Source organism: Pseudoalteromonas sp. T1lg23B, from assembly GCF_002964665.1.
Classification (GTDB): Bacteria; Pseudomonadota; Gammaproteobacteria; order Enterobacterales; family Alteromonadaceae; genus Pseudoalteromonas.
On record NZ_PQBZ01000042.1, the window covers coordinates 355,404 to 368,903 of the forward strand.

Annotated in this window: 7 protein-coding genes and 2 pseudogenes; 4 read left to right on the plus strand and 5 right to left on the minus strand. The window is 41.1% G+C overall.

All coding sequences use genetic code 11. The annotated features are described in order from the left end of the window. Positions 1 to 15 precede the first annotated feature (15 nt). From C2M32_RS18105 to C2M32_RS18115, 3 genes are all read left to right on the plus strand, one after another. The gene (locus tag C2M32_RS18105) at positions 16 to 2,721 is read left to right on the plus strand and encodes a PAS domain-containing hybrid sensor histidine kinase/response regulator (protein ID WP_105169711.1); all 2,706 of its coding nucleotides are present in this window, start codon (positions 16 to 18) and stop codon (positions 2,719 to 2,721) included. Next, on the plus strand, positions 2,711 to 3,067 hold the full coding sequence (locus tag C2M32_RS18110) for an Hpt domain-containing protein (RefSeq protein ID WP_105169712.1): 357 nt from the start codon (positions 2,711 to 2,713) through the stop codon (positions 3,065 to 3,067). The genes C2M32_RS18105 and C2M32_RS18110 overlap by 11 nt, the downstream gene beginning before the upstream one ends. Before the next feature lie 178 nt (positions 3,068 to 3,245). Then, positions 3,246 to 4,121, plus strand: a complete 876-nt coding sequence (locus C2M32_RS18115; protein ID WP_105169713.1) for an AraC family transcriptional regulator — start codon at positions 3,246 to 3,248, stop codon at positions 4,119 to 4,121. 357 nt (positions 4,122 to 4,478) lie between these two features. Here the strand turns inward: C2M32_RS18115 and C2M32_RS20905 are convergent, their stop codons facing one another. The 3 genes and pseudogenes from C2M32_RS20905 to C2M32_RS18125 all read right to left on the minus strand — a co-directional run. Further along, positions 4,479 to 4,916 (minus strand): response regulator, encoded by a 438-nt coding sequence (locus tag C2M32_RS20905; RefSeq protein ID WP_234401338.1) that lies wholly within the window; start codon positions 4,914 to 4,916, stop codon positions 4,479 to 4,481. A gap of 20 nt (positions 4,917 to 4,936) precedes the next feature. Continuing rightward, entirely contained in the window at positions 4,937 to 6,898 is a 1,962-nt protein-coding gene (locus C2M32_RS18120) for a PAS domain-containing sensor histidine kinase (RefSeq protein WP_234401339.1), read from the minus strand. 87 nt (positions 6,899 to 6,985) lie between these two features. Further along, positions 6,986 to 7,132: pseudogene (locus C2M32_RS18125) on the minus strand (transposase); the annotation flags it as partial. A gap of 139 nt (positions 7,133 to 7,271) precedes the next feature. Here C2M32_RS18125 and C2M32_RS18130 point away from each other — a divergent pair. Continuing rightward, positions 7,272 to 11,018, plus strand: coding sequence for a LamG-like jellyroll fold domain-containing protein (locus tag C2M32_RS18130; RefSeq protein ID WP_158678269.1), 3,747 nt, complete (start codon positions 7,272 to 7,274; stop codon positions 11,016 to 11,018). A gap of 264 nt (positions 11,019 to 11,282) precedes the next feature. On the opposite strand, the pseudogene C2M32_RS18135 reads toward C2M32_RS18130, so the two are convergent. Then, a pseudogene (locus tag C2M32_RS18135) lies at positions 11,283 to 11,589 on the minus strand (transposase); the annotation flags it as partial. Positions 11,590 to 12,836: 1,247 nt separating this feature from the next. Next, positions 12,837 to 13,500 (minus strand): transposase (locus tag C2M32_RS18145; protein WP_105169717.1); only part of this gene is annotated, 664 nt, incomplete at its 5' end.

Genomic DNA, 13,500 nt, shown 5'->3' on the forward strand with positions numbered 1-13,500 from the left:
GGATTGGGAACCAATATGAAATTAGAGATAACAAAAACACCAGCGTTGCTCGTCGGTGACGATCTAACCATACTGGACCTCAATGATGCTGCAATCACGCAACTGATGCTACAAGTTGAAGAAGTAAAAAACCAGCCTGTCGACCAATGCTTTGGCTTTCCTGAAAAGCCTTCAGTGACGCTACTGCGCACCTGGGCGCATAATAGAGTTACACTAACCATAAAAAAGCTTCAAGCTGAGGTCATTATTCTTCCCCAGGAACACAACCATTTTCTATTTTTGATTCTTAATACCATTCCGTTAGAAGCTTACGAACAAATAACCCCAGCTGAACAAGTGATTGGTAGCTGGATGTATAACGCTAAAGAACACACTTTTCAGTTCTCCAATACATGTGCCGCATTGCTAGCATTAACTGAAAAAACGGCGGTTCCTCTGGAGACCTTGGTACAGTCTATCGACATGAACGATCGAGAAACACTGATAAGCACCTTCGACAAAGCGGACAAAGACAAAGCACCTTTTCATCTATCCTTAAAAACTGCGCACTCTTTGGACTCAACCCCTTTGCAACTTATCTGCCAAGGCACACAAGACGATACTGATAAGGTAATACTAAAAGGGCTGTTAAAAAGAGATATCTATTCACAAGTACTCAATTGCAAACTTCATGAACAAAATGAAAGTCGCAAGCGTGCCCTTGAAGGTGGCAGAATTGGCACTTGGAGTGCCACTCAAGTGGGGACACAGTGGTTTGTCAGATGGGATGAACAAACATGTAAATTATTACACGAACCACTGGACCAAAACTATGGTGATCTGGACAAATGGATCAGCTTTATCCATTCAAAAGACGCTGACGAGATAAAACGAGCCATAGAACATTCAATCAAAAGCAAAGAAAACTTTGAAAGGGAATATCGCTGTGTTTTAAAAGACGGTAACGCCTTGTATATTTACGCTAAAGGTGTGGTAAGTGATAACAAACAAACCCAGACTCGATGCCTTGACGGCGTGATAATCGATCACACTTCCATCTACGAAGCCCGCATGCGGCTGGAAGAATCAAATTTACTATTAGAAGCCAAAGTAAAATCCCGTACTGAAGAACTCAATCAAGCGGTTAAGCACGCCGAGATGGCAAGCCAATCCAAATCAGAGTTTTTATCCATGATGAGTCATGAACTGCGTACGCCGATGAACGCTATCATTGGTGCGCTTGACTTATTAACACACCAAGACAATAGCTTCGAAGAGCAAGAGCTACTCGACACCGCAGCGATAGCCGCCAATAACCTCGTTTCCATTCTCAATGATATTCTGGATATTAACAAAATTGAGGCTGGTAAGCTGGAACTAGACTGCTACGATTTTGACGTCTCAGACATGCTCAACAACATTATCGTTATATTCGGTCCAATCGCACGACAAAAAGGCGTAAAGCTCAGCCTGTACGAATCAGTGGATATTCCGATACAACTCAATGGTGATGAAAATCGCATTCGGCAGGTTCTTTTTAACCTAGTAAGCAACGCAATCAAGTTCAGTTGTAATAGCCACGACCAAGCTGGGCATGTGGTGATTGATGTCACGTGTGAACAGGTGAACCGACTGGTCAACAAACTCATATTGTCAGTTAAAGACGATGGTATCGGTATCGATAATGATACGCTGAAAAGGCTTTTCACCCCATTCACTCAAGCAGATAAAAGTACAACTAGACGGTTTGGCGGAACCGGTCTTGGCCTAGCTATCTGCGGTAGGTTAATAGAGTTGATGGGGGGAGAAATTATTGTAAACAGTGAGTTAGGTAAGGGCAGCGAATTTATTGTTAGCATTCCGATTTGGAACTTTAAACCCAGAGAGCATGAAGTAATCTTCTCATCCGCAAACATATATCATCACATTGCGAGTGAACATAAAGTCGAGTATTTAGTAAAAAAACTCCAAATGTATATCGACGACGTAAAACAGGCTCCACTTGAGCAGATAGTCAACATCAAGAGTGAGGGGGATGAGCTAAGTGATGAATTAAATATTGTGGTGATTACCGCTCAAGATGATATTCGTACCATAGACGCCAATTCTTTACCTTCCGGCAGGTTACTCATTATTTATAGCTTAAATATGTTTGAGCAACTCAAAGAACGATTTACTAATGTTATGATGCTTGACCTCAACACGTTGACTTTCTTTACACTACATAAGTACTTGCTGTGTTTGAAAAATATGGATAGCCAAGCTTTATTAGAACTCAATGAAGATGACTTTGAGGTAGATCTAGACTTTGAATTAGACGCTAGCATGCAAAGCAATACCCAAGTGAACACTGTTACACACGCGGGCAACTTACCTATTCTTATTGTTGAAGATAACGAGTTCAATCAAAAGTTAATGGTTAAACAGCTGTCTCGCCTAGGCTACCAATGCGAACTGGCCTCAGATGGTATGCAAGGCCTGAAAATGTGGAAAAAAGGTGACTATGCTTTAGTCTTAACGGACTGCCATATGCCAATAATGGATGGATTCGAATTAACCAGACAGATCAGAACTGAGGAAAACAAAAGCGCCCAAACACCCATCCCAATCATTGCGGTTACTGGTGCCGCTATGAAAGGCGATCAAGAATTTTGTCTATCTGTTGGCATGTCTGATTTTATTAGCAAACCCGTAACGCTTGATAAGTTCAAAAATACAATCGAGAAATGGTATGGACATTAGTAACTTAGATAACCTACAAGTCCTTAATGAACAAGTGATGCTTGAGCTTTTAGGCGATGATACAAGCGAGATTAACAGTTTTCGCCAACAATTTTTACATCAAGCTAAAAGTAGCCTACAAAAAATTGCTGGCTTTTACCGCGAGCAACAATTCAAACAGATAAAAGATGAAGCCCACTATTTAAAAACCTCAGCTAAAGCCATCGGGGCCGAGCGGTGTGCCTACTATTTACAACAGCTTGAAGATGCTTCACTGGAATTAGACAAAGCGCAATGCAAGAGCCATATTCAATCACTCAGTAGCGAAATAAAAGGGGTTTTCAGGGCATGTTCTGCTCAAACTTGAGCATTTGAGAATACGTCACTATTTTAATCGCTTCCCTCCTCTCCTTGCTAAGTCAAAGTTCGCAAACATTATCAATCGGACCTGAGTTACAGTGTTTCCCGTTGCCCCATGAACAGATAACGTTTTTGGCTGTATACTGCCTTTGGCTTTTAACGATGAGTATAAAAAGGATCGAAATATGACGCTCAAGAACACCACGAAACATATCTATAGACAAAGAATGCTCAGGGTGATCGACTATGTGTATGAGCATCTCAATAGAGATCTGGATGTAAACACTCTGGCTGATTTGGCGAATATGTCAGCCTATCACTTTCACAGGATCTATCGTGAATTTACTGGCGAGACAATCAATACCACCGTTAGAAGAATGCGTTTGTTTAAGGCGGCAACATTATTACTACACAGTAATTTGAGTCAAACTGATATCGCAAAGCAAGTACGGTATGCCAGTGTAGAGGCGTTTAATCGAGCTTTCAGCAAACACTATGGTGAAACTCCCAATCACTACCGACAGCACCGAACTTGTAAGCAGCTTGAACATGCTGTGTTTTATCCAGCCCATTTAAAGGAGTACACAACCATGTATACCGTTGAACAAATTGAAAATGAAGCCTTAACACTCATCGCTTTGCCACATCAAGGCGATTATATGCAAATCGGACAAGCATTTGAGAAGCTGCTAATGCTAGCAGGAAGTGCGGGGCTTGTAGATGAACGCAGCCGTTCATTTGGTATTTACTACGATGACCCGAAAACAGTCGCAAAAGAAGCGCTACGTTCTATGGCTTGCTTAAGCGTTAGTAGTACCGACATAGACTTACCTGATCCAGATATACAGTTTATTCAATTACCACAAGGTAAGGCTGTCAGCGTGTTGTTTAAGGGTGACTATACCGAATTGGAAAAACCCTACGACTGGCTATTTGGCCATTGGTTGCCGAACAATCAGGTGGAATTAGCTGATTTTCCACCGTTTGAAGAGTACTTAAATGATGTAAGAGAGACTCCGCCTTCAGAATTACTTACCCGAATTAACTGTTTAATTAAGTAATTACCCAACTAGCTAAGCAAGTACAGCTACACATTGCGTGTAGCTGTCACCAAGCAAACTAGTTTGCTTCTGACTCAATACTGTCCGGAAAAATGTTTACTGTGTTACCAGTTAACTTTCTACCCCGTTGGTTTCTAGCTTATCGAGTGTATTCTATGTTGTATTTTTTGTTCGGATACATAACACAAAGCCTTTAAACCAAAACCGTAAACAAGTCCCAGCACGCCGACTGAGCCTCAAAAGCTCACACTTAAGTGACTATCCTTTTTGATGCGAGTCTCTACACCTCGACACTTGCTTGATTTCCAAGTGAATACTCAGTGGTCAGGTGAACGTGATTTCGACAACAAACGGGTCCTACTTTCCAACTACACCGTTCAGCGTCCCATACAACTCATTGATATCAATAGGTTTTGCTATATGAGATACAAAGCCTTGCTTCAAATAAGCTTCGACATCCTCTTTCATAACATTTGCAGTAAGTGCTACGACAGGAAGGTTAGGGTTGATTGAGTTTATTAACCGTTGCGCTTCTATGCCATCCATCACGGGCATGTGAATGTCCATCAGAACTAAATCAAACCTGCCTGTTTCAACAGCTTTCACCGCCAATTGGCCATTCTCAACAATCGTTAGATCTGCTTTCGTTGCTTTTAGCATAGACTCAATCAAAACTTTGTTAATGGCGTTATCCTCGGCAATCAATATTCTCTTATTGGTCAGGTTTGGAGTTGATAGCAATTCCTTAGTTTTACTACTAGAAATAAAATCCACTTGCTTTAATGGCAAAGTCACTTTTACCTTTGTTCCTTTGCCTACTTCACTCCTATTTCAATGTTGCCGCCCATCAACTTTATTAGGCTAGTAGTGATAGACATACCAAGGCCTGTACCACCATACCTTCTCGTTGTTGATGCGTCAGCTTGAGTAAAACGGTCAAAAATTTTAGCAATAGCCTCTTTACTCATACCTATGCCAGAGTCAACTACTTCAAAATAAACGGCAGGACAGCCATCATGTGTTTGACCGTCGATATTAATATGAACGCTGCCCTGATCGGTAAACTTTACAGCGTTTGAAGCCAAGTTAAGCATAATCTGTTTAACCCTAACCAAATCCCCTATCCAGTATTCTTTAAAGTCAGCTTTTTTATGAACAATAAACTCGATTTGTTTCAAGCTAACAAGTGAGCTTAGTTCATATCTCACTGATTCTATTACTTCCGTTAGAGAAAACTGAATATGCTCTAGCTCTAAACCGTTTGATTCAATCTTAGAATAATCTAGTATATCGTTGATGATGGTTAGCAAACTTCGCGCTGAAAATGAAGCATTGTTGAGTACTTGACTTAGTTCAGGGGTTAATTCAGCACCCTTTAGTAATTGCAACCCACCAAGAATTGCATTCATCGGAGTGCGTATTTCATGACTCATATTTGCCAAAAAATCGCTTTTTGCTTTAGCAGCACTCTCCGCAGCTAATTTTGCTTCAGATAAGATCTGCATAGCATTGCTCTTCTCTGTCACATCATAATTGACGCCAACAACCTTAATTGCGTTGCCACTGCTATCTCTGAGCACTTCAGCACTCGCCTTTAGGGTCCTAATTACTCCGCTTGGGTGAACAACACGAAACTCAGGCTCGTATACTCCAGTTCCGCTAATGGCTGCTTCCAAATTACTGCTCGCACGCTCTATATCATCCGGGTGAACACTGTTTACCCATGCTTCGTACGCCCCCGAAAATTGGGACTCTGTAATACCGTACAACTTGTACATCCAATTGTCCCAAATTAACGCCCCCGTTATTAAGTCCCATTCCCAAACACCAATTCCAGCAGACTCATTTGCTAACTGTAAGCGTAACGCCAAAGAGTCAGCTTTATCTTTTGATTCTTGTATTTGCTGTTCAATTGCTTTTTGTTCAGACATATCCTGCACAACTGACCATATTGAAGTGCCATTTTTACCATCTATGATTTTTATTCCTGATAGTAGCACTGGATAGGTCTCACCACTTTTATGAATATACTCTTTAAAATATGGGCCATACTGACCGATACTATTCAGCGACTCTAACTGCTCTAGCTCTTGCTTTTCATATTTTTTGGGAGTGAGTTGCCAATAATCCATTTGGTTTAACTCTTCAATGCTATAACCGGTGATATCACTGAACGCCTTATTCACAAACTCAAAACTTCCATCTGTTATGGAGTTTATTGCGATACCAATTGGAGCTAGATTAACAAATTTTTCAAATTTCTCTTTTTCACCTAGATAAGCCTTTTCAAACTCTTTAGTTTTCATTGACGCTTCATTAAGCTCTTCTTGAGCTTTAACTAGATCTGAAATGTCTCTGCCAATTGCAAGAATTAGGTGGCTTGTCCCAACAGATAAAGCTGTCAACGATACCAAACAAGGAAAAGTCGAACCGTCAAGCCGAGAGTGTGTCCATTGGAATAGTTGTGGGCCGTCAGTCACGGCTTTGACAATATATTCTCCTGCTAACTCATCTGAACGCCTGCCGCATGGTTGATACTCTGGAGATAAATCAGTTGGACGAAGACTTATAAAGTTATCTCTACTATGAACGCCATGCATTGCAATGGCTGATTGGTTACACTCGATAAATTTACCAGTGTCTAAATCAATGATAGAAAGCGCGTCAGCCGACACATCAAAAAGCTTTTTATATTTGTCTCGCTCTTCTGTGAGCTTTGTGAGCATTTGTTTAAGCTTTCTATTTTCTAATTCTAAATCATCTTTTCTAACAGCCACTTAAGTCCCTATTAAATGCAATCGAGTGTACGAAAATAGTATAGATGTGTGACATATATTTTGAAAGCTTGAGTTGAAGTTATGTCATTCCAGACCACCATATTTAGAACGCCACCCGTAAAACGTACTTTGGCCAGCTCCCTGTTTGCGACATATTTCTGGCACTGAAACGCCAGACTCAACTTCTTTGATCATGCCCACGCTCTGTGCTTCGGTGAAGTTACTTTTTCGGATCGTAAAATTTCTGTTTCACTTTGTGGGGCAGTTACAACCACCCCACACCTATCTTGCTGAGTGTTTTTTGAACTTTTTCAGAAAGTTCTTGATGCTCGCTTCGGTCTGCTATGCACAACACCAACAAAAGGACATTTTTATGTTAAAACACTACGATAATAAACATAGGGCAACTTTGTTAAAGGCACTGAGCTTTAGCTTGCTACCTTTAACGCTGTGCGCTACACCGGTCCAAGCCAATGAATCTTGGAATATTATTGAGGAACAATTCTCTAACGGCTTTAACGACTGGGAGCGAGAAAATCAGCACAGAATTGACTTATCACAAGAAAACATGAACACACAACTGGGTACTTATGCAGCCTACCTGTCTAAGAAGAACCTCGTCACCGACATTGACGAAGCGACACTACGCTTTAGCCTAAATCCTAATAACAGTGATATTCCCAGCGCAATTAGCATAGCAACACTCAAAGGCACCAACGAGCACAACCTTTGGTCTTTAAGGTTATCGGGCGATAGCCAAGGAGGCTTTAAATTACAACTTACTTGGCAAAGTAATGTAACTGGCTCGTGTGACTCGGCGTATGGGTCTTTTGTTGATATTGCAAACACAAGTTGGAGTGATATTGCCATTTCATACAAAGCAAATGACTACGTAGAACTGAATGTCAATGGCAACAGTTACAGGTCAAACAATGTGACTCATTGCGAACAGTATGGCGACAAAGTATATGTGGGCCAATTGAGTGATAAGTACAATACTCCAGCGCCAAGCGGCAACCTCTTGATCGATGACGTAATGTTTCAAGTAGCATCGGTCAAAGACCTTTGGGTTAATAATCAAACATACAGCAAGCGCTGCGTTAGTGGTTCAGGGCTATCCGAAAATTCGCCGTTTTGTACAATTCAAGAAGCCGCAAATAGAGCAGGACCAGGCACAACCGTACATATTCTGCCTGGTACTTATAGAGAAACTATCGCGCCATCATTAAGCGGTACCGCTACGGAGCCCGTGCTCTATAAGGCTGAGTACGGCCCGAATTCAGTGTCACTATTAGGCTCAGAAGTTATCAAAAATTGGCAGCCAGTAACGGATCGAGAAACACTAAAAAGATTTCCAAATGCTCCTTCTTTGTATTACGCCGATATATCAAGTTATAAACTCAGCGAGTCGCCATTATTTTTAATGCAACATGCCCCGTTCTCTGGCGCTCTATATACACGTTATCCAATCGCCCGAGAGCCAAACTGGGAAACATCCTATATTGTTGGCCATGAAACGGAAAATGACTGGCAATACGCAAAAAACTGGTGGCACGCCAATGGCGGAGAGAAAGAAGCAACTGGCAGTGAACTACCAACGTCACCCCAATGTGAAGACAAAAAAGACTGCGATGAAAACAATCGTTCTAGGCGCCTGCTAACAGATACAGTGCACTTTCCCACTCTTGGAGATTTAAGCGGTGCAACACTTGTTGCGTTAACTAACAAACTTGGCCATGACTTGTATCGTACCCAAATTGTGCCTGAACCATCAATCAACGAAACCAGAATAATGGTCGCTGAAGATTGCGGTATTACCAACAATACTAATGGCTGCGAAACAGCAAATAGAGGTGCAGGACTTGGCTGGGGTAGCGCCTATTACCTAGAAAACTTACCTAAGTTACTAAATACCCCCGGCGAATGGTGGTTTGATAAAGCATCGCAAAAGCTGTATTTTTCACCTCCAGACAATACGGATCCAAACGCTCTTAATTTAGAACTATCGGTACGTGACTTTGGAATTAAATTAGCTCATGGCGGTGAGATTGGCAGTCGCTCCCATGTTATTTTCGATGGTCTGTCATTGGCCTATTTTAACCACAGTGCCGTATTACTAGAATCTACTGCTCCACGCTTTTCAACAGGTATTACTTTAAATAATTTAAAGATTAACTTTGCGGATTACGGTATCTATTTATATAACCACAGTAATGGTGAAACCCACAGTGCCATTACCCAATTTAGCCTTAAAAATTCCAACATCGGATTTATTGATAGCCAGTTTATGAAAACCAACTATCGCTGGGATGGTAATTATACTCATGCTGGAATAAGTGACTTAAACATAGAGAACAACGAATTCCATCACGTTGGATTTCGTGCCTCTAATTCAAAAGAAGGGGGCAATGGCGCTACTTTCAATAAAGCCAATAAAATCAAGTTTATCAATAACTATGTGCATCATATCGCCCACAACGGTGTCTTGTTCGCACGTGCGCATATTGAGTCGGACTTTACAACTCATATCCCTAAAGACGCCATAAAAACAGGAGACTTGCTCATAGCAGACAACCGCTTTGAGCAAACTTGTCAAATAACGGCTGATTGTGGGGGACTCAAGTTTTGGGGAGAACCTAGTGAGCCATCTCATGTGTTTCGCGATACGCTGGTGATCAACAACCAATTCAGTAATGTGATTGGTTGGACATATATCGCCGAGCAACGTGAAGGTTTTTCTGGTGGAGCACAAAGTGATATCAAAGGTATGGGTGGTTATGGGTTATATATAGATATGGCCGCCGGTATTCATGTATATCGGAACATCGCCTATAACAATGCGCTTGCTGGGTTTTCTTTTGCTGGTGCCTATGAAATGGGTGATATTGTTCTCATGCACAACATCGCTGCCAATTCGCTTTATGGCGTTTACTTATCGGATTGGGAAGATGACGTAAACAGTCAATACACCCGAATACTCAACAATATTCTTATCAATAACGAAGCTTATGGTATTTTACGTGATGGTGGCAACGCCGATTACGGCAACTTTATGGTAGATCACAACTTTTATGAACAAAATGGCTGGCGTTCTAGTAGCGCTGGCGGTGTACATAAACCCGGCGATGTGTACATATACCGCGATTTGGTTGCCAATGAACACTATCCGAGTATGCATCAGATCACCAATGGCTGGGAGCAAAGTGGTATAAATGGGCAAGCATTATTTGCAAACTACCCATTAGATGATCACACCTTTGGGATTAAGCGCCAGTGGCCAGACTTTAGACTGACTGCAAACAGCGACGCTATCGACAGAACAACTGACCTAGAAGTGTATCAGCGAGTAAAATCAATAGCTGAAGATCTTGAAGCGATTCACAACTACCCTTTAGGCTCGTTTTTTCAAGCGCAAGGGTTGAGCATGGATCATGGTGCGATTGAATCTGCTTACCTAAAAGAATATCACCCCCCCGTACTTGCGCAGCAAAACGTTGAGCTAAAGCTTGACGAAACGTCGGGGTCGACCGCATACAACTCAGCTTCAGCACCCGTCGTGGGCACATTGATAAATCAACCCCAATGGATTGAGGAAGGGATTGAAAATGGCGCGCTGTGGTTTGATCAACAAACAAGATACGTCACGTTAGGTCAAGATAATGCTTTTGATTTTAATCCTGCTCTTGACGATTTTACGGTATCCATTTGGTTTAAAACGTCACAAAGTGGCGCCCTTGTTTCAAAGGTCAAGTCATACAACGAATTGGTGCAATACTATTTGTACGTTGGTTCCGTTGATAAAAAGCTGTATAGCAAAGTAGGTAATGACACACTTAACAGCCATATATCTGTTAATGATGATAAGTGGCACTTAGCAACTTTAGTGAATCAAAATGGCGAACATTCATTGTATCTGGACGGGCAATTTGTTGACTATCACACCTCAAACAATGTGCTATCAAGCAACACGGACTTACTGTTAGGAGCAAGAAGGCATAACAATAACACTAATGTGAGTATTCCTTTTAACGGCGTCCTTGATGAGTTTTTAGTATACCCTGGAGCACTTTCGGGCTATCAAGTTCAAGCGATTTATCAAAGCAGTGTAGATGAACAATAGACCAGAAAAGCAGGCTTCCTAGGCCTGCTTTTAAAAACTAAACAAGGACACTACACATCGTTCATCCCTTAAGCTTAAAAATCTGATTTGACTGTGAAAAAACCGAGTGTAAATTTGAGTGGATGTCTAAATTGGAGTGGATGTCCACGCTAAACACTCGCTAAACACTCGACAGTCGGCGTCGGTATTCTTTTATCTCTTTGTCTAAAAAGAATCTTTGACCTTCGTCTAGACGCTCATCGTGCAGATATTTATGACCCAGAATCGAGCCTTTAAACAACTTGTGCCAACGTATGAGTACAGCTCTGTCACTGAGTATTTGGGCTTTTTTATCATCCACATACAGCACCACATGGGTATGATTGCTCATCACCGCAAACGCACATATATCAATGCAAAACACCTGAGCTAAAAACAACAATCGCTCTTCTACCCACCCTCGGCGGTGCTCATACGACTTACCCGTCAATTTATCTTCACCGCACAAAAATGCACGGCGAACACAACGTGAAACACAATGATAATACCGAGTATCCGACAAACTGATTTGTCGCTTCCTTGCTAATCCCATCGTTCACTCCTTGAACTTAGAATTTGAAATGATTTTGAAGAACTAAAAGCTTAGACAAAACACCCAAACTAACAAGTTAAAGTGGGCAAGTTAAAGTGGGTGTCCTTTTAAGTTTTTCGTCCTTTTAAGTTTTTCTTTTACCCAAACTAGCAAATTAGAGTGGGTGTCCTTTTAAGTTCAGCATTCTCTCACGATAATTTTGATTAACGCCATTGATTAATCATTAGAAATATATCTCGTTTGGCGCCAAAAACATCCAAAATGATTGGCTTGTGCTAAATATATACATTGTGATTACAAAAAAAGTAATGATTAGCAACAACGTAATCAGCATAATCATTTTTGTATTGCTCACGGAAGTAATAAATTCTCTCGTGTTTAATGTAAGTGTTATAATCGGAAGTATACCAATTAGAAGCGCGATCCCAGTAAAGCTGTAAAATATTTCTGGAATGTAAAATAGGTCGGAAATAAAAACATAAACCGCTGTTTTTAAGACCATTAAATCAATACAAATTTGATAGTTCACCGGTTCTTCACAAGTAAGCAACGAAGGCTTCTCGCTCTTGCTTAGCGAGGAAAGAAAACAGATTCCTAAATTCAAATAAAAAAACAGCGAAATTACCCCTATATTACTAGAATCCCAAAATGTGAGCTCTAAAAATGTAGTTAACATAACTAGAAGAACTGATATGGTAACTGCTTTCTTATTGTAATAAGCACCAACTTCCATTAACTTTCCTCGAAAATAAACAATATAAAAAATTGGTCACAGCATCCCTGTTATAACCTTAAGAACACGCTCTCTCTAAACTTACAAACCTTAATAATTGACTACAGGTTTGCCAGTCTTCGGATCTCTTCTTATGATTGGCTTTCCGCCTTGTATTCCTTTTATATTTTTATACTTCATAAACCTTGACCCTTGAATAACGTAACCAGCAGCAGGACTTAGGTTAAATGCTGGCGGCATGGTCGATGGTACTGTTCCATTCAATACACCTAAAAGCTTAAAGGGACACCCACCGAAAGCTTAAAGGGACACCCACCTTAAAAAGGAACCTTTAAAATTCAAGTAAAGTAAAGCAATCTACCAACTTCTCTTCGCTAATGTTATCAAGATGTGCCCTCAAATGACATTTTCTGATTATTGTGCGGGCTGTTTAAACATCTTCCCTGTGATTTGAATACGACTCTCCCTGCCCTTTTCAGCATCTGAGCATATTAATCAATAAAGTGATTGTCAGCTAAGCCAATAGCGCTTTGCTGTTACCGATATTTCGTCGTCGTTTCAATGTTACTCGTTCACAATACATATCCAACGCGCGTTCTTTTCCTACCGCACCGACAAACACTTTTTCAAACTGAGTGGTCAGTTTTAGCCAATTGTCTGTTTTGATGTTCAATCTATCTAAGATTGGTGCTTGGTTCCGCGCTATGTGACCGCGTTTGTCTGTACGAATGCATTTGCCTGTCAGTTCAACAAGTTCAAGGTAACTTTTAAGTTCGAAGGGAAGGCCTTTAGGCATATGTTTTCTTGGGCTACCTGCAAAGCGTGCAAGTTGCTTTGGCTGTTTACCCTCTTTGGCTTGTTCACAGCGTATTTGAATACTGGTGTGGGCTGACTCTTCTGGTGTCTTTGCCATTTTGGCTCTGATTGGGTTTAAATCAACATACGCCATACAGGCCATGAGTGCCGCTTCATCAAGTAATGCTTGGCTTTTAAAACGCCCCTCCCAGAATCTGCCAGTACACCCATCTTCTTTGTTTGCTTCACGTGCGATGCCTTCGTTCAACACCCGCATAAACCAACTAATACTGGACAGTCGGCGTCGGTATTCTTTTATCTCTTTGTCTAAAAAGAATCTTTGACCTTCGTCTAGACGCTCATCGTGCAGATATTTATGACCC

What these genes read in the sequence shown, in the direction of transcription:
- C2M32_RS18105 (WP_105169711.1), top strand. Translation starts at nt 16, where the DNA reads ATGAAATTAGAGATAACAAAAACACCAGCGTTGCTCGTCGGTGACGAT.
- C2M32_RS18110 (WP_105169712.1), top strand. Translation starts at nt 2,711, where the DNA reads ATGGACATTAGTAACTTAGATAACCTACAAGTCCTTAATGAACAAGTG.
- C2M32_RS18115 (WP_105169713.1), top strand. Translation starts at nt 3,246, where the DNA reads ATGACGCTCAAGAACACCACGAAACATATCTATAGACAAAGAATGCTC.
- C2M32_RS18130 (WP_158678269.1), top strand. Translation starts at nt 7,272, where the DNA reads ATGTTAAAACACTACGATAATAAACATAGGGCAACTTTGTTAAAGGCA.